25 protein-coding genes are annotated in these 24,102 nt (G+C 71.7%); 16 read left to right on the forward strand and 9 right to left on the reverse strand.

All coding sequences use genetic code 11. The annotated features are described in order from the left end of the window. Nucleotides 1-34: 34 nt before the first annotated feature. A complete protein-coding gene (locus AB0P06_RS30175) occupies nt 35-928 on the reverse strand; it encodes a hypothetical protein (protein ID WP_363612872.1) in 894 nt (297 codons plus the stop codon). A 163-nt stretch (nt 929-1,091) separates the two neighbouring features. Here AB0P06_RS30175 and AB0P06_RS30180 point away from each other — a divergent pair, with 163 nt between their 5' ends. Then, nucleotides 1,092-1,283 (forward strand): hypothetical protein, encoded by a 192-nt coding sequence (locus AB0P06_RS30180; protein WP_363612942.1) that lies wholly within the window; start codon nt 1,092-1,094, stop codon nt 1,281-1,283. Nucleotides 1,284-1,289: 6 nt separating this feature from the next. Here the strand turns inward: AB0P06_RS30180 and AB0P06_RS30185 are convergent, their stop codons facing one another. After that, nucleotides 1,290-2,000, reverse strand: a complete 711-nt coding sequence (locus tag AB0P06_RS30185) for a phosphatase PAP2 family protein (RefSeq protein ID WP_363612874.1) — start codon at nt 1,998-2,000, stop codon at nt 1,290-1,292. Nucleotides 2,001-2,182: 182 nt separating this feature from the next. Further along, nucleotides 2,183-3,379: a bifunctional lytic transglycosylase/C40 family peptidase gene (locus AB0P06_RS30190; RefSeq protein WP_363612938.1), complete on the reverse strand. Its 1,197-nt coding sequence runs from the start codon at nt 3,377-3,379 to the stop codon at nt 2,183-2,185. 248 nt (nt 3,380-3,627) lie between these two features. Between AB0P06_RS30190 and AB0P06_RS30195 the strand changes: the two genes are divergently transcribed. The 6 genes from AB0P06_RS30195 (at nt 3,628) to AB0P06_RS30220 (ending at nt 11,197) form a co-directional block, all read left to right on the forward strand. Next, nucleotides 3,628-3,978 (forward strand): hypothetical protein, encoded by a 351-nt coding sequence (locus AB0P06_RS30195; RefSeq protein ID WP_363612876.1) that lies wholly within the window; start codon nt 3,628-3,630, stop codon nt 3,976-3,978. Nucleotides 3,979-4,135: 157 nt separating this feature from the next. Beyond that, the gene (locus AB0P06_RS30200; RefSeq protein ID WP_363612878.1) at nt 4,136-4,954 is read left to right on the forward strand and encodes a hypothetical protein; all 819 of its coding nucleotides are present in this window, start codon (nt 4,136-4,138) and stop codon (nt 4,952-4,954) included. Between the two features lie 229 nt (nt 4,955-5,183). Next, nucleotides 5,184-6,221: a hypothetical protein gene (locus AB0P06_RS30205; protein WP_363612880.1), complete on the forward strand. Its 1,038-nt coding sequence runs from the start codon at nt 5,184-5,186 to the stop codon at nt 6,219-6,221. 7 nt (nt 6,222-6,228) lie between these two features. Next, nucleotides 6,229-7,803: an SCO6880 family protein gene (locus AB0P06_RS30210; protein WP_363612882.1), complete on the forward strand. Its 1,575-nt coding sequence runs from the start codon at nt 6,229-6,231 to the stop codon at nt 7,801-7,803. Between the two features lie 30 nt (nt 7,804-7,833). Further along, nucleotides 7,834-9,183, forward strand: a complete 1,350-nt coding sequence (locus AB0P06_RS30215; protein ID WP_363612884.1) for an ATP-binding protein — start codon at nt 7,834-7,836, stop codon at nt 9,181-9,183. A 220-nt stretch (nt 9,184-9,403) separates the two neighbouring features. Continuing rightward, on the forward strand, nt 9,404-11,197 hold the full coding sequence (locus AB0P06_RS30220) for a bifunctional metallophosphatase/5'-nucleotidase (protein WP_363612886.1): 1,794 nt from the start codon (nt 9,404-9,406) through the stop codon (nt 11,195-11,197). A gap of 69 nt (nt 11,198-11,266) precedes the next feature. On the opposite strand, the gene AB0P06_RS30225 is transcribed toward AB0P06_RS30220, so the two are convergent. The 5 genes from AB0P06_RS30225 to AB0P06_RS30245 form a co-directional block, all read right to left on the reverse strand. Next, nucleotides 11,267-12,820, reverse strand: coding sequence for a HAMP domain-containing sensor histidine kinase (locus AB0P06_RS30225; RefSeq protein ID WP_363612888.1), 1,554 nt, complete (start codon nt 12,818-12,820; stop codon nt 11,267-11,269). Continuing rightward, entirely contained in the window at nt 12,817-13,590 is a 774-nt protein-coding gene (locus AB0P06_RS30230) for a response regulator transcription factor (RefSeq protein WP_363612890.1), read from the reverse strand. Before AB0P06_RS30230 ends, AB0P06_RS30225 begins: the two co-directional genes overlap by 4 nt. Nucleotides 13,591-13,643: 53 nt before the next feature. Further along, nucleotides 13,644-14,894 (reverse strand): trypsin-like peptidase domain-containing protein, encoded by a 1,251-nt coding sequence (locus tag AB0P06_RS30235; protein WP_363612892.1) that lies wholly within the window; start codon nt 14,892-14,894, stop codon nt 13,644-13,646. 125 nt (nt 14,895-15,019) lie between these two features. Next, nucleotides 15,020-16,081, reverse strand: a complete 1,062-nt coding sequence (locus AB0P06_RS30240) for a LacI family DNA-binding transcriptional regulator (protein WP_363612894.1) — start codon at nt 16,079-16,081, stop codon at nt 15,020-15,022. 125 nt (nt 16,082-16,206) lie between these two features. Continuing rightward, nucleotides 16,207-16,938, reverse strand: a complete 732-nt coding sequence (locus AB0P06_RS30245) for a response regulator transcription factor (protein ID WP_363612896.1) — start codon at nt 16,936-16,938, stop codon at nt 16,207-16,209. 678 nt (nt 16,939-17,616) lie between these two features. Here AB0P06_RS30245 and AB0P06_RS30250 point away from each other — a divergent pair. The 7 genes from AB0P06_RS30250 to AB0P06_RS30280 all read left to right on the forward strand — a co-directional run bounded on the left by AB0P06_RS30250 (nt 17,617) and on the right by AB0P06_RS30280 (nt 22,281). After that, nucleotides 17,617-17,910 carry a MoaD/ThiS family protein gene (locus AB0P06_RS30250; RefSeq protein WP_363612898.1) on the forward strand — a complete coding sequence of 98 codons (294 nt, stop codon included), beginning with the start codon at nt 17,617-17,619 and terminating at the stop codon, nt 17,908-17,910. A 14-nt stretch (nt 17,911-17,924) separates the two neighbouring features. Beyond that, nucleotides 17,925-19,337, forward strand: coding sequence for a hypothetical protein (locus tag AB0P06_RS30255; protein ID WP_363612940.1), 1,413 nt, complete (start codon nt 17,925-17,927; stop codon nt 19,335-19,337). Between the two features lie 169 nt (nt 19,338-19,506). Beyond that, the gene (locus tag AB0P06_RS30260) at nt 19,507-20,223 is read left to right on the forward strand and encodes a DUF2993 domain-containing protein (protein WP_363612900.1); all 717 of its coding nucleotides are present in this window, start codon (nt 19,507-19,509) and stop codon (nt 20,221-20,223) included. Between the two features lie 243 nt (nt 20,224-20,466). Continuing rightward, complete coding sequence (locus AB0P06_RS30265) at nt 20,467-20,547, forward strand: Ms5788A family Cys-rich leader peptide (protein ID WP_350517234.1); 81 nt, start codon at nt 20,467-20,469, stop codon at nt 20,545-20,547. A 231-nt stretch (nt 20,548-20,778) separates the two neighbouring features. After that, a complete protein-coding gene (locus AB0P06_RS30270) occupies nt 20,779-21,612 on the forward strand; it encodes a sulfurtransferase (RefSeq protein ID WP_363612902.1) in 834 nt (277 codons plus the stop codon). Between the two features lie 40 nt (nt 21,613-21,652). Continuing rightward, a complete protein-coding gene (locus AB0P06_RS30275) occupies nt 21,653-21,943 on the forward strand; it encodes a DUF1416 domain-containing protein (protein ID WP_363612904.1) in 291 nt (96 codons plus the stop codon). A 65-nt stretch (nt 21,944-22,008) separates the two neighbouring features. Next, nucleotides 22,009-22,281 (forward strand): DUF3099 domain-containing protein, encoded by a 273-nt coding sequence (locus tag AB0P06_RS30280; protein WP_363612906.1) that lies wholly within the window; start codon nt 22,009-22,011, stop codon nt 22,279-22,281. On the opposite strand, the gene AB0P06_RS30285 is transcribed toward AB0P06_RS30280, so the two are convergent. Next, nucleotides 22,275-22,658, reverse strand: a complete 384-nt coding sequence (locus tag AB0P06_RS30285) for a DsrE family protein (RefSeq protein ID WP_363612908.1) — start codon at nt 22,656-22,658, stop codon at nt 22,275-22,277. The two genes, AB0P06_RS30280 and AB0P06_RS30285, sit on opposite strands and share 7 nt — an antisense overlap. Nucleotides 22,659-22,943: 285 nt before the next feature. Here AB0P06_RS30285 and AB0P06_RS30290 point away from each other — a divergent pair, with 285 nt between their 5' ends. Then, nucleotides 22,944-23,546: an FABP family protein gene (locus tag AB0P06_RS30290; RefSeq protein ID WP_363612910.1), complete on the forward strand. Its 603-nt coding sequence runs from the start codon at nt 22,944-22,946 to the stop codon at nt 23,544-23,546. Between the two features lie 91 nt (nt 23,547-23,637). Beyond that, nucleotides 23,638-24,102 (forward strand): Fur family transcriptional regulator, encoded by a 465-nt coding sequence (locus AB0P06_RS30295; protein WP_363612912.1) that lies wholly within the window; start codon nt 23,638-23,640, stop codon nt 24,100-24,102.

The following is a 24,102-nucleotide window of genomic DNA, read 5'->3' on the forward strand; positions in this document are numbered from 1 at the left end:
GCGCCCCTCCCCGAGCCCTCCTCGCCCCCGGCCGCTACTTCGGGCTCTCCGTGGGCTTCGTCGCGAAGATGTCCGCGGTGGGCGGCTCGGCCGCCTCCACCGGCTTGCCGAAGTCCGTCAGGGAGGTCGTCGAGGTCACCTTCACCTGGTCCTTCGCCTCCTTGGAACCCGCGACCCCGGCGAAGGTGAACACCTCGACCACCTTGTGCAGCCGGCCCTGGTCGTCCAGCCAGGCGTCGTACGGGACGTCCCGGACGGTGAAGGTCTGGGCCGCCATCCGCAGGCCGTCCCCGCCCCGGCCACCGGTCGCGTCGGCCGCCTTCGACAGGTCGAGAACGCCGCGGTAGTGCTTGAGCGCCACCCCGCCGACCGTCTCGGTACCGACCAGGTCCGCCTTCTGCGCCCCGCGCAGCGCGCCCGCGGCGGAGGCCGGGTCGGTGGCACCGCTGCTGACGAGGTTGCCGTCGGGCAGCTGGCGCACGTCCAGCTTGACCCACTTGCCCTCGGGCACCTTGGCCCCGCTGTTCTGCAGATAGACGGTGCCGGGCAGGACCACCTCGACGATCTTCCCGGTGGTCGCCGCGCCCGGCGGCACCGCCACCTCCAGCCGGCCGATCCGCTTCACGTAGTCGTAGCCGCCGGTGCCGGTGAAGACGGCCTTCTTCTCGGCCGACTCCGTCACCAGCTCGGTGGCGGTGTGCGCGGAGCCCGTCCGGCCGGTGATGTCGGCGGCGCTGCGGACGGCCGTCACCGGGTCGCCGGAGAGCTGGTCGGGGGTGCTCGACCGCTGGTCGGACGAGCCGCCGGGGCCGTCCGAGCAGCCGGCCAGCCCGGTCAGGGCGGCGGCGAGCACGGCGGCCCCGGCCGCCGCGCGCAGGTGCGGCAGCGGACGGCGCCGCTGCCGGCCGCTGCGCTGCTGGTCGGTCATCTTCATCCTCGCGACAACCCCCTTGGGCCCGACTGCCCCGCCGACCACCACCAGGTGGGCAGAGCTCTTTCCGGGCAAACGAGTTGAGGCGCGCCGGGTTACGCGAAACCCGGCGCGCCGGAGGCATCGCGCGCCGGGGCCCCGGGGCGTTACCGTGAACCACGTGCACAGTGAGCTGCCGGCGGCCCCCGGCACCACCCGGATGCCCGAGCACCGCGTCGAGATCGACGAGCGCGGTTCCTTCTCCTTCGCGACCTGCGCCTGTGGCTGGTTCTCCCCGGCCCGCCGGTCCCGCGACCTCAGCCGGCGGGAGGCCGCCGACCACCTCACCGAGCACGGCGGGGAGTCCCCGTAGCGGCCGCTAGGCCGCCAGATCGGACTCCGGCGGCTGCTCGTCGGCCCGGACGGTGCCGCGCTCGCCGCTGCGCCGCCGGCCGCGCGGACGCGGGCCGCTCCGGGGTGCCCTGATCAGCGGGGCGACGACGGTCCGGCTCAGCGCGTGGCAGAGCGGGACCAGCACGGCCATCGCGATCGGCGCCAGCAGCAGGACGACCGCGGTGGCGAGCGCGAACCCGCCGATCACGTCGGTGGGGTAGTGGACGCCCATGAACATCCGGCAGAAGCCCTGCAGCAGGGCGAGGCCGCCGGCGATCCAGCCCAGTCGCCGGTTCACCAGGAACAGCGCCACCGCGATGCCCATCGACATCGTCGAGTGGTCGCTGACGAAGGAGTGCGTGCCCGCCTTGCCGTCCACCAGCACGTCCAGGCCGGTGTGATCGACGAAGGGGCGCGGGCGGTTCACGATGGCGGCGATCGGCAGGTTGGCCAGCTCGGCGATGGCGACCGAGAGCGGTGCCCAGAGCAGCCCGGCGACCGCCACCGGGGCGTCCGGACGGCGTCTGGCCTGCAGCCAGCCGACCAGGCCCAGCAGGGCCAGGCCGAGCAGGATGCCGTACTCGCCGATCCACGAGACCAGGTGGTCCAGCCACTCCGGAGAGCGTTTGGCCAGGCCGTTGACGGCGTAGAGCAGACCGAGGTCGGGGTTGGTCGTGTCGGCAAGCGGCGTCGACACGCCGCACCTCCTTCTGGTCCGCTGCACCTGTTCGTTCCGGCCGAGGTCCGCCCGGCCCAGGGGGCTGACGGTGGACCATCGGACACAACGTCATAACCGGGGCGCGGCGTTCCACGGAAACGCGCTGTTATCGAAAATTGACTCAGCGTCCACAGTGCGCTCACACCGTGCGGCCCGGGGGTTCAGCTTTTTACGGCGGGTTGACCCGGACCTGTCGGACCGGGACCTGTGGGGTCGGGGCCGGCCGGCCCCGCGGGTGCGGCCGCAGCGGCCTGGCCGGCCGACGGGTTGGCCAGTGGGCTGCTGGTGCCGCTCGGAGGTGTGGCCGGATCCTGGGTGGCCGCGCCCGGACCGCCCTTGCCGGTGATGGTGCCGTCCGCGTTGCGCACGGGCAGGGCCTCGGCGCCGTCCGAGGTGATCCGGGTGGCGCCGATGTACTCCCTGGTGTCGATCTTGTCGTAGCGGATCACCGCGCCGGTGTGCGGCGCGTTGATCATGTACCCGCCGCCCACGTAGATGCCGACGTGGTGGATGCTGCGCGGGTCGTTCAGATCCGTCGCCCAGAAGACCAGGTCACCCGGGCGCAGTTGGTCGCGCGAGGGGTGCGGCCCGGCGTACCACTGGTCGTTGGCGACCCGGGGGAGCGTGATGCCCACACTGGCGAACGCGGCCCAGGTGAGCCCGGAGCAGTCGAACCGCCCGTTCTGCGACGGCAGGCCCTCGCCGCCCCACAGGTACGGCGTGCCGAGCTTGCCCTGGGCGAAGTAGATCGCGCCGGCCGACTGCTGGACCACCTCCACCGGCGCGGTGGGCGCGGTGAAGCTGCGGGCCAGCGCCTTGATGCTCCGCACGTACCCCTGGGTCTCCCGGTACGGCGGCACGCCGTCGTACTTCTCCACCGCGTACGGGCCCGCGTTGTAGGCGGCCAGCATGTTGTCCTGCCGGTCGCCCGGCACCTTCGCCACGTCACGGGCGAGCGCGCAGTCGTACGTCGCCGCCGAGGCGATCGCGTCCGCGGGGTCCCAGATGTCCTTCTTGCCGTCGCCGTTCGCGTCGGTGCCGTAGATCGCCCAGGTGCTCTCCAGGAACTGCGCCATTCCGTACGCCTTCGCGGGCGATCGGGCGCCCGGGTCGAAACCGCTTTCCTGGTACAGCTGTGCCGCGAGCATCGGCGGGGAGATCTCCGGGCAGAGCGTTCCCCACTGCTGGATCAGCCCCTGGTAGGCGGCCGGCACGGTTCCCGCCGAGAGGTTGGCGCGATTGGCGGACGGTTGCGGTGTCCCACTTGCCGCATACGTCCCGACGGTCACCAGACCGACGAAGCCGAATGCGACAACTCCCGCTGCTGCGGCGGCCATCCCGGCCTTGCGGAGTACCATCAGCACCATCCCGACGAATCGTCAGTCGAAGTGTCCCGGAAGGCGTTGCTCACCGCAATCATCAGAGATACAAAGAGTGAGCGCTATCCTTCGTACGGTGGACATCCTCGCGCACGTGTCCGATGCCTCACGACCAATCCGCGAGAAGCAGCCAAGTCGACGTCAGATCTGGCCAAGAATAGGTACCGACCCTTCGCGCGGACGGGGTCTGGGCCCTTGAATTTGCCTGATCGGGCGGTGAGATGGAAATGAACCTGAGCAGCGTGGACAGTATCGCGATCGGCCACCTGGCCGAAGACCCTCCTAAGAAGCCGAATATCGACACCATCATCGGCGGGATCGCCCCGGACTGGGGCCCGTTCGCGAGCCTCGGGTCGGAGGCCCGGGTGATGGTCGAGGTCGTCATGGCCGTGGCCATCCTGGCCTGCCTCGGCCTCGCCGTCTGGGGCGCGGCCAAGCAGCGGATCGGCGCCACCGCCATGCGTGACAGCTTCGGCGCCGAGCAGGGCAAGGGGCTGATCATCGCCGGGCTGACCGGCGTGTTCATCATTGGATCACTTGGCACTCTGTTCACCATTGTGTACGGCATGGCCATCTGACGATCGGACGTCAGGCGGTGCCCCCGCCTGACGTCCGTCCCGTCAGGACCTTCCGGAGCCCCCGCCGGGGGTCCACCCACCTCACCTCCCTTCCCGCCCGTCCACGGGCGGAGGGGCCCCCGGAGCCGCCCAGGCTCCCCGCACCAGGAGGGCCGCCGTGCCGTTGTCCGACGACCAGCCGCACACCCGTACGCGGCTGCCGGTCGGCGAACAGCCCTCCTCACAGGTGAGCGCTCGTCAACCGAGGCCGTTGCGAACGCTGCTGACCGTCCTGGTGGTCGTCACCCTGCTGGTGGTGGCGATCTCCATCGCCAACCGGGGCAAGGCCGACCCCGGCGCCTCCGGTACCGCCGGCCGCTCCGCCGACGGCGCCACCGCCACCGCCGGCGCGGGTCCCGGCCCCAGCGGCGAGCAGCCGGTCAGCACCACCACCAACGGCATCGCCGGCGGCTTCCCGCACACCGACCAGGGCGCGCAGTCGGCCGCCGTCAACTACGCGGTGGCCATCGGCTCCGCCGACATGTTCCGCACCGAGAGCCGGCACACCATCGTCGCCACCATCGCCGACCCGGGCGCCGCCGCAGCCCTCCAGGCCCGCCTGGACCAGGGGTTCTCGCCCGAGACCGCAGCCAGGTTCGGAGTCGATGCGCAAGGGCGACCGCCCAAGGGGCAGACGTTCGTCAGCCGGACCATCCCGGTCGGTGCGAAGAGCAGTGCCTACAGCGAAGAGAGTGTCAAGGTCGAGGTCTGGTGCACGGGACTCTTCGGCCTCGCCGGCGAGCGATCGATCCGGCCGGTCTCGGAGGAATGGTTCACCCTGACGCTCAACCTGCGGTGGACCGGAACGGACTGGAAGCTCACTGACTTCAGTCGGGTAGCCGGCCCCGCACCTGTCCCGCCGGACCAGCAGGCTGCGACCTCTGAGGAAATCACTGGTGCTGTCGAGCAGTTCGGAGGCTTCCGCTATGCACGCTGACGGTGGTTCGGCTCGGGCAAGGCGACGTGCGGGTCGATTGGCCGGAGGGACGGCGGCAGGCCTCATCTCCGTCGTGCTGACAGCCTCACGTGCGTTCGCCGAGCCGTCGGCCGCACCGAGCCCCGGCGCGACCAACACAAGCTGCCCTGGGGTTCCGCTTCCGGGGAACGATGTCTACTGCGCTCCTGGTGGCAACGGCTCCCTTCCCGGCAGCGGGACCGTCGGGAGTGTGGCCGATCCGCTCGGGTCGTTGGCGAAGGGGTGTGCGCAGGCGGCGGCGTGGGTGGTGCGGAAGCTGTCGAGTGCGATCGACGGGACGACGCAGGTGGACTTCACCAATGCGTCGTTCCTGCAGCAGTACGCGGTGGTGTTCGCCGCCTCGACGATCATCACGTTGGTGCTCTGGCTGCTGGCGGTGACGAAGCGGGCGGTGCGCGGGGCGCCGCTGACGACGGCGATCTCGGAGGCGATCGGCTTCCTCTGGCTGACCGTGGTGGCGTCGGCGTTCACGCCGCTGATCCTGTACACGGTGGTGAGCGCGACGGACGGGCTGACCAAGGCCGTCGCGGTGGGGACGAAGTCGGACACCGGGACGTATCTGGGCGGGTTCGCCGACACCCTGGAGAAGGGTGACATGGGCGGTGGGCCGCTGATCCTGATCATCGTGTCGCTGGTGGCCGTGCTGGCCGCGGCGGTGCTCTGGATCGAGCTGCTGATCCGGGCGGCGATGCTGTACGTGGGTGCGCTGCTGGGGACCGCGGTGTACGCCGGGCTGGTGGACAAGCAGCTGTGGAAGCACGTGCGCCGCTGGGCGGGGGTGATGGTGGCGGTGGACCTGGCCAAGCCGATCATCGTCATCATCCTCGGGCTGGCCGGTGCGGTGGCGACCGGTGCCGGGGCGAACGACGACTTCGCGCGGGTGCTGTCGGGTCTGGCGATCCTGTTCCTGTCGATCTTCGCGAGCACCGCCGTCTACCGTTTCGTGCCGGGCTTCGGCGACGAGATCATGAACATGCGCTCGGCCCGGGCGAGCGCGGTCTCGGCCGGCTCGGCGATGATCAACGGCACCGCGAACCTGATGAAGCAGGGCATCAGCACCCACGGCGACCGCGGCCCGCAGGGGGCGGGCGGCGGCGGTGGGGCCGGCGGCGGTTCGGTCGCGCCGGGCATCGCCGCGCACGCCGGCCGCACCCCGGCCCCGCCGCCGCAGGGCGGGCCGCCGGCCTCGGCAGCGATCCGCGACAGCAATCCAGCGAAGGGAGGGTGACGGGTAAGTGAGCAGCGAACCACTCGGCCAGTACGGCGCCCAGTACGCCCAGCCGTACGTGCACCAGCGCCGCACCTACCTGATCGGCAAGGCCCGCCCGAACGCGCCGATCGGCCGGAACCGGGAGTCCGGCGAGATCATCCTGATCATCTTCGGGGCGTTCCTCGGCATGCTCTGGGGCCTGATGATGCCCGTGCTGCCGCTGCGTATCGCGGGTCTGATCGGGCTGCCGCTGCTGGCGATCGCCGCGGTCTACGTGCCGTACCGCCGCCGGACGTTCTACAAGTGGGTGGAGATCAACCGCACCTACCGCCGGACGGTCCGCAGCGGCCGGGCGGTGTGGAAGTCGGACGCGATGGACGCCGGCACCCGGCTGGACGGGCGCGAGGTGGAGGTCGGCCCGCCGCCCGGGGTGGGCCGGCTGCGCTGGCTGGCCGCGCCGTTCGGGCCGGACGAGGTCGGGGTGCTGATGCACCTGGAGCGGCGCACGGTGACGGCGGCGATCGAGATCGAGGGTCCGGGTGTCGGCCTGCGGGACTCGGAGGACCAGGAGGCCCTGGTCGACCGGTTCGGCACGCTGCTGAAGCACGTCGCCAACGGGGACGGCTTCGTGACCAGGCTGCAGATCCTCGCCCGGACGCTGCCCGCCGACCCGGACGCACACGCCAAGGACGTGGAGCGGCGCGGGGACCACGACGCGCCGCGGTGGCTGCAGGACTCGTACGACCAGTTGCAGTCGATGGTCTCGACCTCCTCCGAGCAGCACCGGGCCTACCTGGTGGCCTGCATGCACTACACCCGTGACCTGGCGGCCGAGGCGCACGCCATGGGCCGGACCGCGACCGGACGGCGGGCCCGGGACGACGAGGGGCTGGCCGCGGTGATGGCGCGCGAGCTGACCGACATCTGCGCGCGCCTCGCGGAGGCGGACATCCGGGTGCGTCAGCCGCTCGGCCAGGCCCGGCTCTCCTCGCTGCTGCACTCGATGTACGACCCGGACCACCCGATCGACCACATCCAGGCGATGTCGAAGCGCAACGCCTGGCCGGCCGAGCTGGACGCCACGCACCCGCAGTACCTGCAGGCGAAGACCAGGGAGTCGGCGACCCGGGCCCCGTGGTGCCACGCCACCGCCTGGATCAAGGAGTGGCCGCTGACCCCGGTCGGCGTCAACTTCCTGGCCCCGCTGCTGGTCCACACCCCGGACGTGATCCGGACGGTGGCGGTGACGATGGACCTGGAGCCCACCGACGTGGCCATCGAGCGGATGCTCACCGAGAAGACCAACGACGAGGCGGAGGCCAGCCGCGCGGCCAAGATGAACCGCACGGTCGACCCGCGCGACCTGGCCCACACCGGCCGGGTGGACCAGCGCGGTGACGACCTGGCGTCCGGTGCGGCCGGGGTCAACCTGGTCGGTTACATCACGGTCTCCTCGCGCAGCCCCGAGGCGCTGGCCCGCGACAAGCGGACCATCCGCGCCTCGGCCGGCAAGAGCTACCTCAAGCTGGAGTGGTGCGACCGCGAGCACCACCGGGCCTTCGTCAACACCCTCCCGTTCGCCACCGGCATCCGCCGCTGACCGGCGCACCAATCCACCAGGAGGCCGCCCATGGCGATCGGCAACCTCACCGACGCGTTCACCAGCCTGATGTTCGGCAAGGTGGAGACCACCCGTCTGCCGGTGCGTACGTCCACCGGCCAGGCGCAGGCGGTCTACCTGCCGACCGCCGCACCGGGGCTGGGCGACTCCGGCGTGATCATCGGTCGTGAGGTGTACAGCGGCAAGGGGTATGTGTACGACCCCTTCCAGCTGTACGGTCAGCAGCTGCCGGCCCCGCACTGGCTGGTGCTCGGTGAGTCCGGCAACGGCAAGTCGGCGCTGGAGAAGACGTATGTGCTGCGCCAGCTGAGGTTCCGGGACCGGCAGGTCGTGGTGCTGGACGCGCAGGGCGAGGACGGCGTCGGCGAGTGGAACCTGATCGCCAACGCGCTGGGCATAAAGTCGATCCGGCTCGACCCGATGGCGGCCCGGGACGGTGGGGTGAAGCTCAACCCGCTGGACCCGGCGATCACCACGACCGGCCAGCTGTCGCTGCTGCGCACCATCATCGAGGTGGCGATGGGGCACGGTCTGGACGAGCGGGCCGGCTTCGCGCTGAAGGCCGCGCACGCCCATGTGGTGGCGACGGTGACCGGCCGTCAGCCGGTGCTGAACGACATCATCGACACCCTGCGCAGCCCCGAGCTCTCCTCGGTGGAGTCGCTGGGCGTGGCGGTGAACGAGGTGCAGGCCTGGGGCCTGGACGTGGCGCTGGTGCTGGACCGGCTGGTCGACGGCGACCTGCGCGGTATGTTCGACGGCTCGACCACGGACGGCATCGACCTGGACGCGCCGCTGATCGTCTTCGACCTGTCGCACATCGACCGCAACTCGATCGCGATGCCGATCCTGATGGCGATCGTCGGGGTCTGGCTGGAGCACACCTGGATCAGGCCGGACCGGAAGAAGCGCATCTTCCTGGTCGAGGAGGCCTGGCACATCATCAACAGCCCGTTCGTGGCCCAGCTGTTCCAGCGGCTGCTGAAGTTCGGGCGCCGGCTCGGCCTCTCCTTCGTCGCGGTGGTCCACCACCTCTCGGACGTGGTGGACGGCGCGGCGGCCAAGGAGGCGTCGGCGATCCTGAAGATGGCCTCCACCCGGACGATCTACATGCAGAAGGCCGAGGAGGCGAGAGCCACCGGCCGGGTGCTGGGTCTGCCGCGCTGGGCGGTGGAGATCATCCCGACCCTGTCGCCGGGTATCGCGGTCTGGGATGTCAACGGCAACGTCCAGGTGGTCAAGCACATCATCACCGAGGCCGAACGGCCGCTGGTGTACACCGACCGGGCGATGACCGAGGACGCGGTGGCCGAGCGGGTCCGCGCCGAACGCCAGTTGGCGGCCGAGCCGGGCGTCTGAGCGGGTGCCGGAGAGGGCGGGGAGCCGGGCGGTCCGGGCGGGGTGAGCCGGTCGTCCGGGGCGATTGTCCGGCGACGATTCGTCAGTAGGTAACCCTGTCGTTACGTCCGGGGTCCTGACAGCTACGCGCGTTGACTCTAGGCTGCATTCGCGCAACGACATCTTCGCCCACCCGGACCTGTCCACAGCTGGGCGCTCTCTCAAGGTGCAGGGGACCCTCATGCTCACCGTCAGATCCCGACGCGCGGCGCTCGCCGTCGCGGCCGCCGCCGGCCTGCTCGGCACGGTGGTCGTGCCGACCGCCGCCCAGGCCGCGGACGCCAAGCGTCAGAAGACCGTCAACCTCCAGGTGCTGGCGATCAACGACTTCCACGGCAACCTGGAGCCCCCGGCCGGTTCGTCCGGCACCATCCAGGAGATCGACCCGGCGACCGGCCGGCCGGTCAGCACCCCGGCCGGTGGCATCGAGTACCTGGCCACCGCGCTGCGCCAGGCCCGGATCCCCGCCGACGACTCGATCACCGTCGCCGCCGGTGACATCGTCGGCGCCAGCCCGCTGACCTCGGCGCTCTTCCACGACGAGCCGACCATCGAGGCGATGGACAAGCTCGGCCTGGACGTCACCGCGGTCGGCAACCACGAGTTCGACGAGGGCGCCAAGGAGCTGCTGCGCCTTCAGAACGGCGGCTGCCACCCGGTCGACGGCTGCTACGAGAAGGGCCGCAAGTTCAAGGGCGCCAACTTCAACTACCTGGCCGCCAACGTCACCGACGAGAAGACCGGCAAGCCGGTCCTGGCCCCGTACTGGGTGACCAAGTCGCAGGGCGTGAAGATCGGCTTCATCGGCGCGACCCTGGAGGGCACGCCGAACATCGTGACCGCCGAGGGCGTCAAGGGCCTGAAGTTCGGCAACGAGGTCGCCACGATCAACAAGTACGCCGCCGAGCTGAAGAAGCAGGGCGTCAACTCGGTCGTCGCGCTGATCCACGAGGGCGGCCTGCCGGCCAGCAGCACCTACAACTACGACTGCGGCACCGCCGGTCAGGGCATCTCCGGCCCGATCGTCGACATCGCCAAGAACCTGGACCCGGCGATCGGCGCCATCGTCACCGGCCACACCCACAACGCGTACGCCTGCACCATCCCCGACCCGCAGGGCGTTCCGCGTTCGGTGACCAGTGCCGCCTCCTTCGGCCGGCTCTACACCGAGATCGACCTGAAGCTCGACAAGACCACGGGCACCATCGTCCGTCCGTCGGTCAAGGCCGAGAACCACATCGTGCGCCGCACGGTCGAGAAGGCCCCGGACATGACGGCGCTGATCTCGCGCTACTCCAAGCTGGCCGCGCCGATCGCCGACCGCCCGGTCGGCTACATCGCCTCGGACATCAACGGCCGCGGCAACAGCGACCCGGAGAAGCCGCTGGGCGACCTGATCGCCGACGCGCAGCAGGAGGGTCTGGCCCCCGCCGACAAGGGCGGTGCGCAGATCGCCTTCATGAACCCCGGTGGCATCCGCTCCGACCTGGTCTACAAGGCCAGCGGCGCCGAGGGCGACGGGGTGGTGACCTACGGCGAGGCGTTCACCGTCCAGCCGTTCACCAACATGATGCAGGTCAAGACGCTGACCGGCGCCCAGCTGCTCCAGCTGCTCCAGCAGCAGGTGAGCGGCGGCAACGAGGCCTCGCCGAAGATCCTGCAGCCGTCCAGGGGCCTGGCCTACACCCTGGACATGCGCAAGAAGGGTGCGGACCGGGTGCTGGTCGACTCGGTCCGGCTGAACGGCGCGCCGATCGACCCGGCCGCCTCCTACCGGGTCGCGGCCAATGAGTTCCTGGCCGGCGGCGGCGACGGCTTCCCGGCCTTCGCGGCCGGCACCGACAAGCTGGTCGGCGCCTCGGACCTGGACGTCTTCGCCGCCTACCTCGGCGCCCACAGCTCGGCCGCCGCGCCGCTGCAGGCCCCGGCACAGGACCGCATCAAGGTCATCGGCCCGGGCGGCAGCATCGGCTGACCGAGAGCCGGAAAGGGCGGGCGGGGCGCTGTCGGGGCGCCCCGCCCGCCCTTTCGCCGTCCGCGGGCGTTACTCGGGAGCCGGGCCGCCCGGCAGCCGTACGGTCGCGAGCGCGCCCGGGCCACCGTCCCCGGCCGGGCCGAGCGACACCTCGCCACCGGCCTCGCGGACGCTCTGCGCGACGATCGACAGCCCGAGGCCGGAGCCGGGGAGCTGCCGGGAGGAGGGCGAGCGCCAGAACCGGTCGAAGACGTACTGCAGCTCGTCCGGCGGGATGCCGGGGCCGTGGTCGCGGACGGTCAGCACGCCCTGGTGGAGCCGTACTTCGACGGTGCCGCCGGGCGGGCTGTACTTGACGGCGTTGTCCAGCAGGTTGATCACCGCGCGTTCGAGGGCGGCGGCGTCGCCGTGGACGAACCAGGGCTCGGTGTCGGTCTCGAAGACCAGTCCCGGCCCGCGCAACTTGGCGCGCTCGACCGCTCGTTGAGCTATCTGGTGCAGCGCGACGACGGTGAGGTTCCGGATCGGTTTGGGGGAGTCGGGGCGGGAGAGCTGGAGCAGGTCGCCGATCAGGACGGTGAGCTCCTGCATCTGTGCCTTCATGTTGCCGAGCAGCTTGGTCCTGGTGGCGGCGGGGAGCGGACGGCCGGTGTCGTCACTGCGGATGAGGAGATCGACGTTGGTCCGGAGCGAGGTGAGCGGGGTGCGGAGCTCGTGCCCGGCGTCGGCGATCAGCCGGGTCTGGCGGTCGCGGGAGTTGGCGAGGGCGGTGCTCATGGAGTTGAACGAGGTGGAGAGACGGGCGATCTCGTCGCTGCCGCGAACCGGGATGGTGGCTCCGACCTCCTCGGTGCGGGCGATGTGCTCGACGACGTCGGTGAGGTGGTCCACGGGCCTGAGCGCGGAGCGGGCGACCAGGCGGCCGGCCGCTCCGGCGAGGATGACGCCGCCGAGGGCCACGCCGCCGAGGATGAGGGCGAGTTGGTTGAGGGACTTCTCGACCGCGTCGGTCGGAGTCGCGGTCAGGAGGACGAACCTGTTGCCCGCGTCGTCGTGGACGCCGTTCAGCCGAACCCTGGCGGGAGTGCCGTCGACGTAGCGGCCGTCACGGTAGGTGTACTTGCCCTGGGAGATGGCAAGCAGGTCGGAGGCCTTGACCTCGACGCCCTTCGGGGGCGAGACATCCGGAATGCAGATCTGCCCGTTCGGACTGTAGAGCTCGGTGGTGAACTGACCGGCCCCTCCCGCTGATCCGCCGCCGATCATATCGGGACGAATCTCCCTGGCCTTCGCCTTGGCGGCGGTTTCGGCCGCGGCCTCGGCCTTCGCGACCGAGGTGCTGCAGAATCCCAGACTGTAGGTGCGCCGGATCGGGTCGACCAGCTCAAGGGGTGGCACTTTGGCGCGGGACAGGTTCTCCTGCACCTGGTCGTAGAGCTTCTGCTCCACGATGAACCAGCAGGCCAGCGCCGAGAGGGCGATGGCGACCGCCACCGCCGCCGCCGTCAGGAAGGTCAGCCGGCTGCGCAGCGACTGGGCGCGGTACCAGCGGAGGAGGCGCTGGCGGCGGGGGATCCGGGGTGGCGCCGACGGCGGGGGCGGGAGGGGGGCCGTGCTGCTCACGCGCCGGTGCCGGCGGCCGGGCGCAGGGCGTAGCCGACGCCGCGTACGGTCTGGATGAGGCGGGGCATGCCGCCCTGCTCGGTCTTGCGGCGCAGGTACATCACGTAGACGTCCAGGGAGTTGGAGGAGGGCTCGAAGTCGAAGCCCCAGACGGCCTTGAGGATCTGTTCGCGGGTGAGGACCTGGCGGGGGTGCGAGAGGAACATCTCCAGCAGCATGAACTCGGTCCGGGTCAGCTCGACCGGCTTGCCGGCCCGGGTCACCTCCCGGGTGGCGGTGTTCATGCGCAGGTCCCCGAAGGCCATGACCTCGTTGTCCTCCTCGACGGCCGCGGCCCGGGCGGCGGCCTCGGTGGCGAGGGCGTTGCGCCGCAGCAGGGCGCGGACCCGGGCGAGCAGTTCGTCGAGCTCGAAGGGCTTGGCGAGGTAGTCGTCCGCGCCGACGTCGAGGCCGGTGACCCGGTCGCCGACGGCGTCCCGGGCGGTGAGCATCAGCACCGGGACGCTGTCGCCGCGGGAGCGCATCCGGCGGACGGCGGTGAGGCCGTCCATCCGGGGCATCATGATGTCCAGCAGGACGAGGTCGGGCTTCTCGCGTTCGACGGACTCCAGCGCCTCGTAGCCGTCGGTGGCGGTGGCGACCTCGTAGCCCTCGAAGGCGAGGCTGCTCTCCAGGGCGTCCCGGAGGGCGGGTTCGTCGTCGACCACGAGGAGCCGGGCGGTGGTGGGCCCGGACTCGGCGGGGGTGCGGTCGTCGGCGGACGGGGTCATGGGCGGTTGCCCTTTCTCGTGGTCGGAGGGCCGGGATTACTGCAATTGTCCGTCTAGATGTTCTGGCCGGCCTGCAGCTTCGGGAGTACCTGCTTGATGTCGTTGATCGGGATGGCGAAGCCGAGGCCGACGCTGCCGGCGCTGCTGCCACCGGCGGTGGAGTTGGAGCCGTTGGCCGAGTACATCGCCGAGTTGATGCCGATGACCTGTCCGCTCGCGTTGATCAGCGGCCCGCCGGAGTTGCCGGGGTTGAGCGCGGCGTCGGTCTGGAAGGCCTTGTAGGTGGTGGTGTCGCCGCTGCTCTGCGGGGTGCCGCCGCGCAGGCCGGGCAGGTTGGGGAAGCCGAAGCCGCCGTTGCCGCTGGTGCTGCTCTCGTCGACCTGGACGGTGACCTCGCGGTTCTCGGCGCTGATGATGCCCGAGGTGACGGTGCCGGTGAGGCCCTCGGGGTTGCCGATGGCGACGACCGGGTCGCCGACCGAGACGGCGGAGGAGTCGCCGAGGACGGCGGGGGCGAGGTTCCTGGCGCCGCTCGCGGTGATCACGGCGACGTCCAGGGCCTTGTCGGTGCCGGTGACGGTGGCCTGGGTGGTGGAGCCGTCCTTGAAGGTGACGGTGAGCCGGCCGCCGTCGACCGCGCCGGAGATCACGTGGTAGTTGGTGAGGATCTGGCCGTCCTTGTTGAGGACCACGCCGGTGCCGGTGGCGGTGCCGCTCGCGCCCTGCACGGTGATCTGGACGACGCTCGGTGCGACGGCGGCCGCGACGGCGGCGACGTCGGCGCTGCCGTCCGAGCGGGCGGAGACCGGGCTGGCGATGGTGGTGGTGCGGGTGCCGGAACCGTGCTCGTCGGCGGCGACGACGCCGCCGGTGACCCCGCCGAGGACGGCGGCGACCGCCGCGACGGCGGTGACCAGGGCGACCCGGCCGCGCAGCAGTCCGCGCCTGCCCCGGCCGCCGTGGCCGCCGGGGGTGCCCGGTCCGCCGGCGGCGGGCGGGGCCGGCGGCACGGGGGGCGCCGCGGGCGGGGGAGGCGGCGGGCTGTCGAAGCCGCCGCGGGAGTGGTCCTCGCGGTAGCCGTGGCCGGCGGTGCTCTCGGCGACGGTGCTCCCGAGGACGGTGCCCGGGATGATCCGGTTCTCGTGCGGAGCCGGGTGGGCGGCGTAGGCGCCTTGGGCGGTGTCCGTGCCGTACGGCTCGTGGGGCTGGGAGGGCCGGGCCGGGTCGTACGTGCCGTAGGGGTCGTACCGGTCGTCCTGCCCGCGCTGTCCGTACTGCTCGCTGCCGTGCTGCTGATCGCTCATGTCGACCAACGTCCGCCCGCTGGATGAGGATCGGATGAGAGCGGGCTCAGAAGGGCCCGAGAAGCCCGTTGACTTCTCATAAAGCCTGGTCAGGCGGTAGATGGCGGATGCCGGGCCGGATTGCGCTATTCCGCTTCGGCGGTGGCGCCCGGGGCCGTTCCGCCGCAGCCGCAGGAACGGCGGATGACCAGGCGGGACGGGAACTTCCGGACCCGTTCGGTGTCCGAGCCCGGCACCATCAGCGAGTCGTCGAGCACCAGGTCCACGGCGGCCCGGGCCATCGCGTCGCGGTCGGAGGCGACGGTGGTCAGCGGCGGGTCGGCGAGGGCGGCCTCGGGCACGTCGTCGAAGCCGGCCACCGCGAGGTCCTCCGGCACCCGCAGGCCGAGTTCGCGGGCGGCCCGCAGCACGCCGATCGCCTGGTCGTCGGTGGAGCAGAAGATCGCGGGCGGGCGGTCGGCCGAGCGCAGCAGCCCCAGCGCGACGTCATAGGCGCCGTAGCGGTGGAAGGGCGCGTCGATCAGGTGCGGCTCGGTGGGCAGGCCGTGGGCGTCCATGGCACGCTGCCAGCCCTCGACGTGGTCGATGACCGGGTCACCGGGGGCCGGGGATTCGACCGGGCCGCCGAAGCAGGCCACGTACGGGTGTCCGTGCACCTCCAGCAGGTGGCGGACGATGGCCTCGGCGCCGCCCACGTCGTCGGTGACCACCGCGACATCGTCGATCGCCTCGGGACGGCGGTGCAGCAGCACCACCTTCGCCCCCTCCATCGCGGCGAACTCCTCGGCGGCCCGCTGCGAGGGTCCCTGGCTGACCAGGATCAGGCCGGAGACCCGCATACCGAGGAAGGCGCGGACGTAGTGGACCTCGCGGTCGTCCACGTAGTCGGAGTTGCCGATCAGCACGAGCTTGCCGCGCTCGGAGGCGGCGCGTTCCACCGCGTGCGCCATCTCGGCGAAGAACGGCTGGCGGGCGTCGGGGACGACCATGCCGATCAGGTTGGTACGGCGGGAGGCCATCGCCTGGGCGACGCTGTTCGGCCGGTAGCCGAGCTGCTCGATCGCGGCGAGGACCTTCTCCTTGGTCGCGGGCGCGACCGGGCGCGGCCCGTTGTTGATGACGTAGCTGACGACCGCGGTCGAGGTACCAGCCAGTCGGGCTACATCGTCGCGCGTCACTTTGGCCACGGAGGGGAGTCTACGCGTGTGGTGTCCGCCCGGGCAGTGCCACCTGGGGCTATCGGCGGGCGGGGTGCGGACGCGGCGGGGCGAATGCGGACAAGCCGGGCGAGAAGCCTCGCCCGGCCGACCGGTCAGGCCTCCAGCGGCGCCGAGGAGCGCTGCGAGAGGTCCGGGCGCTCGCCCTTGTCGGGCTTCTCCGGTACGACGAAGCGGTAGCCGACGTTGCGTACGGTGCCGATCAGCTGCTCGTGCTCGACGCCCAGCTTGGCGCGCAGCCGCCGGACGTGGACGTCGACCGTCCGGGTGCCGCCGAAGTAGTCGTAGCCCCAGACCTCCTGCAGCAGCTGGGCCCGGGTGAAGACCCGGCCGGGGTGCTGCGCGAGGTACTTGATCAGCTCGAACTCCTTGAAGGTGAGGTCGAGTGCCCGGCCCTTGAGCTTGGCGGAGTAGGTGGCCTCGTCGACCGTGAGGTCGCCGGTGCGGATCTCCATCGGGCTGTCCTCGGTGGCCACGTTGAGCCGGCCCAGGGCGAGCCGCAGCCGGGCCTCGACCTCGGCGGGGCCGGCGGTGTCCAGCAGGACGTCGTCGATGCCCCACTCGGCGGTGACGGCGGCCAGGCCGCCCTCGGTGACGACCAGGATCAGCGGACAGCCGATGCCGGTCGAGCGCAGCAGCTGGCAGAGGCTGCGGATCTGCGGCAGGTCGCGCCGGCCGTCGACCAGGATGACGTCGGCGCCGGGCGTGGTCACCAGGGCGGAACCCTCGGCTGGCGCCACGCGGACGTTGTGGAGCAGCAGGCCGAGGGCCGGCAGCACCTCCGCGGACGGTTGCAGCGCATTGGTGAGGAGGAGGAGAGAACTCATACCCGGTAGTCCCCTTTCCGGGTCGTCGCGGTCGCGTCACGGCTGCCGCCACAGCCGGATGGCGCTCGTGCTGAGGAGGGGGTGGGGGCGGGCGCCCGGCAGGGACCGGAGGGTTTGCCGGCGTGCGCGGCGGAGCGGGGCGTACGACAGAGGTCCCGCAACCCCTGCTGCACCGTTTCTGCCCTGCTCATCCCGCGAACCTTCCGGTCTGTCCCCGTGTCGGGCGGCGGCCCGGCGTCGGGTTTCCGACACCCCGGCCGGCCCGGGCACGTCGTTGTGCCTCGAATGGCGGGGCGGTTCCTGCTCCGCGCCGGGGGTGGGCCGACGATTCGCACGAACGTCCGTACTGGCGTCCTGAAAGCACAAAAGGATCCGGGGGCGACTCTGCCCGGATCCCTCAGGGATCGAGGATAGCCGACCCGGTCCCGCGTCGGGAGGGTCGGAAAGCGGCGCTCCGGCTGTTCCGGGCGCGCTCCGGGTGTGCCCGGCCACCGTGCGAGCGGGCCGTCGGCGCTCGCCGGGCCAGGGCGATTGCCGGTCGCGGCGGCGGACACGCCATCATGGGACGCGCATCGACGGCACCGTGCGCGTACCTCTTTCGGGTGGTGGCGCGGCCGCCCCGGTGTGGACCCGGACCGGGGTACCGGGACGGGGCGAGGACGACGAGAAGGGGTTGCCATGGGCGCGACCACCGAGCCCGCGAGCGCCGCTCGGGTGCGCGGGACGATCCGCTACTGGGCGGCGGCGAAGTCCGAGGCCGGGCTGGCCGAGGAGCCGTACGAGGCGGCGACCCTGGCGGAGGCGCTGACGGCGGCCCGGCGGCGGCACGCCGACCGGCCGAAGCTCGTCCAGTTGCTCGGGCACTGCTCCTACCTGGTCGACGGCTCGCCCGTCGGTGGCCGTGACCACGCGACCGTCGCCCTCACCGAGGGCGGGACGGTCGAGGTGCTCCCGCCGTTCGCGGGAGGGTGAGCGGCGTGACCGACATGAGCGACGCGAACGAAGGCCGCGGCAGACGTCGGCGGCGGCCCGGCGGCCCGCAGGACGCCCAAGCGGGCGGCCTGCCGTACCCGCAGGCGCAGCACCCGTACGCCCCCCAGCAGGGGTACGCGCCGGAGCCGTACTCGCAGCAGGGGCGTGAGGCGCAGCCGTACGCCCCCGGCACGGGCCACGCGCCTGGCTACCCGCAACCGGGCGCGCCCGGGGGGCAGGCTCCGTACGGCGGTTACCCGGCGTACGAGCAGTACGGTCAGCAGCCGCACGGTCAGCAGGAGTACGGGCAGCAGTACGGCCAGCCGCAGCCCGGCCAGCCGCAGCCCGGACAACCACAGCCCGGACAAGCGCAGTACGGCCGGCCGCAGTACGCGCAGCCGCCCGTCGGCGACGCGGCGACGACCCTGCTGCCGCCGGTCCCGCCGGTGGACGACGCGCCGACGGCGCTGATCCCGCCGGTGACCGCGTCGGCCCCGGGGCCGACGCCGGGGCAGGCCCCGGTGCCCCCGCCGGCCCCGGCGCCGGTCTTCGACCCGCCGACCATGACGCTCAAGCTCCCGAAGGCCCCCGCACCTCCGGGCGCCTTCGCGGGTCAGCCCCCGGCCGGCCGGCCGGCCGCCGGGCCGCGTCACGGGGTCCCGGCGCAGTCCGTTCCCGCCCCTGCCCCCGCTTCCGCACCCGCCGCGCCCGGCGCCCGGACCGGCTCGCCGATCATCGACCCGGGTCTGCAGCCCGCGCTGATCACCGCCGGCGCGGCCGCGCTGCTGGCCGCCGGAGCGGCGCTCGGGCAGGTGGCGCTGGCCCTGGTGGTCGCGCTGCTCCAGGCGCTGACCGCGGCCGGCTGGTTCCGGCTGAACGGCATGTGGCCGGCCCGTCAGGGCATCGCCCTCGCCGCGCTGGCCGGCTTCACCGCGGACGCGGCGGTGCTGCTGGCGGACTCCGACGGCGGCGCGGCGGCCGTGGTCGGCGCCCTCGGCGGGTTCTTCCTGCTGGTCCTGGTCCTTCAGACGTTCCGGCCCTCGGACCCGAAGGAGCGGTTCTACGCGCTCACCGTGCTCGGCTCGGCCACCGTGGTGACCGTGCTCTGCACCGCGCTGCTGCTGGCCGACTGGGTGCCGGCGGCGGTCGGCGCGGTCGCGCTGGCCACCGTGCTGGCGGCGGCGCCGCTGCCCGGTCCGAAGCGGCTGGGCCCGGTGCTCGGTGTGCTGGCGGCGGTGCTGCTGGGCCTGGTGGTGGGCGCGCCGCTCGCGCTGGGCGCCCTGGCCGGCCTCGGCGCGCTGATCGGCCGCCGGGTGGCGGGGTACGACTTCCCGTCCCGGTTCGTGCACATGACGGCGGGTGTGGCGTTGCCGCTGGCGGTGGCCTCGCCGTTGATCTGGATCGCCACCCGGCTGCTGGCCGGCTGACATCCGCTGGCAGCCGTACGACGTCCCGCGCCGGAACCATGCTCCGGGGCGGGACGTCGTACGGTCGTACGAGGGCGGTCGCACCGGAGCGGCCGGCGGACACCGGACCGGAACGACGAGCAGCGGCGACGAGAACGACGACGGCGACAGGCCACGACGGGGGAGAGCGATGCGCGGTTGGCTGAAGGCGACGATCGGCCTGGTGGTGCTCTCCGGCCTGCTGGTGGGCGCCGACCGGATCGCGGTCGGGGTGGCCGAGGACGAGGCCGCCGACCAGATGGTGAAGAGCGGCCGGATGAGCCAGCGCCCGGACGTCTCGATCGCGGGCTTCCCCTTCCTGACCCAGGTGCTGTCGATGAAGCTGGACGACGTCCGGGTCTCCGCCGAGGGGCTGACCGTCGGGGACGGCGGCCACCAGGTGGCGCTGCACTCGTTCAAGGCCGAGCTGTCCGGCGTCGCGGTGAGCAGCAGTCTCTCCAGCGCGACGGTGGACAACGGCACCGGCAGCGGCCTGATCACTTATGCGGACCTGGCCCAGCTGCTGCCGCCGGCGGCCCAGATGGTGCCGAACGCGGCCCGGCTCTCGGGGGGCTCCAGCACCCGGCTGAACCTCTCCTACGGCGGGCCGGGCAAGATCAAGGCCTCGCTGGGCCCGCTCCCGATCGGCGAAGGCTCCTTGCACAGCCAGGGCAACACGGTGACGGTGGACGGCTTCCAGCTCAGTGGTGTGGCCGGAGCGGTGGCCGGTCTCACCAACCAGAAGATCGAGCCGGTGAGTTTCACCCTCGACGCGATGCCGGCCGGGCTGCACCTGGCCGGCGTGTCGCCGCAGGAGGAGGGCGTCCGGCTGACCTTCGACGGCAAGGGCGTCAAGGTCATCGGCTGACCCCTCCCGCCGCCGGCCCCTCCTCCGGCCCTCCCGCGGTCTCCGCACCGTTCCGCTCCGCGAGACGCGCTGTCCATCGTCGGCCGCGGAGCGGCGTCGTTCCCGCCCGGTGAGGGGCCCGGCACGGCCGGTGGCCGGTTCCCACCGGCCGTGAAATCCTCAAATCTCAACATTCGAAGCATCTGGTCTCACCATTCGATACGCTGATGACAGCAGGTGTCCGATGTCCCTAGCATCGTCCGCATGAAGCGACAGACGGACCTCACGAAGCGGCGGGCGGTAGACCTGTGCCGCGTGGCCGCCTGTCTGTGTCGAATGCGCTAACTCGGCGTCCTGGCAGGGCAGTTGCCGCCCGCCGCCGATTCCCCCGGTGACCTGGCCCGGTATGTGTGGCCGATCGTCGCCCCTGCACTCCGCAGACCAGCGCCCGGCCGTACCGGACACCTCTCCCCGTCCCAGTATTCGGACGGAAATTCGGACCGCCGCCACCGGGCAGCCCGCAGCATCCTGATAACAGCACCTTCCGCCAACCGCCCCCGGATGGAGAACATCACCATGAGCCGCAGCGACGTCCTGGTCGACGCCGACTGGGTCCAGGCCCACCTGGACGACCCGAAGGTCGTGATCGTCGAGGTCGACGAGGACACCTCCGCGTACGAGAAGAACCACATCCGCAACGCCGTCCGGATCGACTGGCAGAAGGACCTGCAGGACCCGGTCCGCCGCGACTTCATCGACCAGGCCGGCTTCGAGGCGCTGCTCAGCGCCAAGGGCATCGCCAACGACGACACCGTCGTCCTGTACGGCGGCAACAACAACTGGTTCGCCTCGTACGCCTACTGGTACTTCAAGCTGTACGGCCACGGTGACGTCCGCCTGCTGGACGGCGGCCGCAAGAAGTGGGAGCTGGACTCCCGCGACCTGGTCGCCGAGGTGCCGGAGCGCGCCGCCACCGAGTACCGGGCGCAGGCCGCCGACTCCTCGATCCGCGCCTTCCGCGACGAGGTCATCGAGGCCATCGGCAACCTCAACCTGGTCGACGTCCGCTCGCCCGACGAGTTCTCCGGCAAGCTGCTCGCCCCGGCCCACCTCCCGCAGGAGCAGTCGCAGCGTCCCGGCCACGTGCCGACCGCCAGCAACATCCCGTGGGCGAAGAACGCCAACGACGACGGCACCTTCAAGAGCGACGACGAGCTCAAGGCGCTGTACGAGGCCGCGGGCGTCGACCTGGCGGTCGACACCATCGCCTACTGCCGGATCGGCGAGCGCTCCGCGCTCACCTGGTTCGTGCTGCACGAGCTGCTCGGCCAGGAGAACGTGAAGAACTACGACGGCTCCTGGACCGAGTACGGCAGCCTGGTCGGCGTGCCGATCGAGCTCGGTAACTGAGCCACCGGCTCCACGCGTAAGTCAGAAGGGAAGACCCAACATGTGCGGTGCGAAGGCCGGCGGCCCGGACCTGGCAGGAGTTGACGTGGCTAACGAGACGATCATCCAGGGTTCCGTGACCCGCGACGGCGAGCCGGTCAACGGCTACGTCCGGCTGCTCGACGAGGGCGGCGAGTTCACGGCTGAGGTGCCCACCTCGGCGACCGGCCAGTTCCGGTTCTTCGCCCGCCCGGGCAAGTGGACGCTGCGCGCGCTCGTCCCGGGCCAGACCGTGGACCGCCAGGTGGTCGCCGCCCAGGGCGTCCCGGTCGAGGTCGCGATCGCGGTCTGATCCGGCCGCGGAAAGACGGTGAGGGCCCCTGCTCCGGCAGGGGCCCTCGGCCGTACCGTGGAAGTGTGCAGGCACGCCGGCGGCATCGCTACTACTTCGCCATGATGGGCGTCTGCCTCGGGCTGTTCGTCCTGGCCTGGGGCCTGGTGCGGTTCTGGTCCGTCCCGGCCGCGATCGGTATGTGCGTCTTCGCGATGGTCATCCCACCGGCCGCCGCGGTCTTCGCCAACAAGCGGGACCCGGAGGACGACTGGTGGAACGACCCGCGCTGGGACGACCCGAAGTGGGACGACCCCGGCCACGACCGGGACCGCCCCGACCACGAGGAACGTCAGTAGACGAGCGCCTGCACGCCGTCGGCCATGATCTCGCTGACGAAGACCTGCGCGCCCGCGATCCGGACACCCTCGACGGTGTCCTTCTGCTCGATCCCGCGCCGCACCGCGCACTGGGTGCACAGGGTGACCGTGCCGGCCGCCAGGACCGACTCCAGCAGGTCCGGCAGCGGCGCCGCGTGCGGCAGCTCGAACTCGGCCGCCCGCCCGGGCAGGGCGAACCAGGAGGACTCCCCGGTGAGCCAGAGCGAGACCTCGATCCCGCTGGCGACGGCCACCGCGGCCACCGTGAAGGCCTGCGAACAGCGCTCCGGCGCGTCCGCCCCGGCGGTGACCTTGATGACGAGCTTCTTCTGGCCCGGCTTCGTGTTCGACGACATGCCGACACCCTAGGGTGTCGGCGAAATTCCGACGGGGTGGGGCTCACCGAGACCCGTCGACGACCGGCGGATAGAGTGAGCGGCAGCAAAATCCACCACACTGTCGCCGCCCTGGGAGCCCCCCGTGTCCGGTCTGGAAATCTTCTTCGACGGTCTGCTGGCCCTCATGGCCGTGCTGATCACCTGGTTCGCCATCTTCTCGGTGATGAAGCTGTACCAGGGCCAGCGCTGAGTCGACTGCCGTACGGTTGAAGCAGCCCCACACCGACGACAGCGACCAGGAACATGATCGAGATCCCCTCTGACCTCCACAAGGACGTCGTCCCGCTCGCCTTCCTCCTCGGCACCTGGGAGGGCGCGGGCGTGTACGCGCCGCTGCCCGGTGAAGAGGGCGCCGGCACCGAGAAGTGCAACTTCGGCCAGGAGATCGTCATCCGGCACGACGGCCGGCCCTTCCTGGAGTTCCGTTCCCGCACCTGGGTGCTGGACAACGAGGGCGAGAAGGTCCGCCCCCTGGAGAACGAGCACGCGTTCTGGCGCATCACCAGCAACCAGCACGGCACCGGCGGTGCCCGCGGGATCGAGATCTCCTCCGTCCGTGACGACGGCACCGTGGAGATCTGGTACGGCGAGCTGGCCGACGGCAAGCCCCAGATCGACGTCTCCACCGACGCGGTGGCCCGGATCGAGGGCTCGGCGCCGTACTCCGGCGGCAAGCGTCTGTACGGCTTCGTCAACGAGGAGCTGCTCTGGGTCGGCGAGAAGGCCGCGCCCGAGGTGCCGCTGCGCCCGTACATGTCGGCGCAGCTGAAGAAGGTGCTCAGCCCGGCCCAACTGGTCAAGGACATCAACGACCTGCCGGACGACGGCATCGCGTTCTTCCGCTGAGCACGACTCGTCAGCGCTTGAGGTAGGGACCGGCCGCGGGCCGGTCCCTACACTTGCATCAGGACTCCCCGACCTTGGCAGGGACAGCACCGTGGCGGACACCGGAACCACCGACTGGCAGCTCTCCGGCGACTGGAAGGCCGACCTGCGCGAGCGCGGCTACCGCCTCACGCCCCAGCGGCAGCTCGTCCTGGAGGCGGTCGACGTGCTCGACCACGCCACCCCGGACGACATCCTCTGCCATGTCCGGCAGACCGCCAGCGGTGTCAACATCTCCACCGTCTACCGCACCCTGGAGCTGTTGGAGGAGCTGGGCCTGGTCTCGCACGCGCACCTCGGCCACGGCGCCCCCACCTACCACCTGGCCGGCCGGCACCACCATCTGCACCTGGTCTGCCGGGACTGCCAGAAGGTCACCGAGACCGGGACCGAGATCGCCCAGCCGCTGATCGACAGCCTGCGCGCCCAGCACGGCTTCGACACCGATCTCAAGCACTTCGCCATCTTCGGCCGCTGCGCCGACTGCGCCGCCGAGCACCGGCGGGCCCAGTCGTAA

Origin of the sequence: Kitasatospora sp. NPDC088351 (assembly GCF_040685575.1) — a bacterium.
In the GTDB taxonomy this organism is placed as follows: domain Bacteria; phylum Actinomycetota; class Actinomycetes; order Streptomycetales; family Streptomycetaceae; genus Kitasatospora.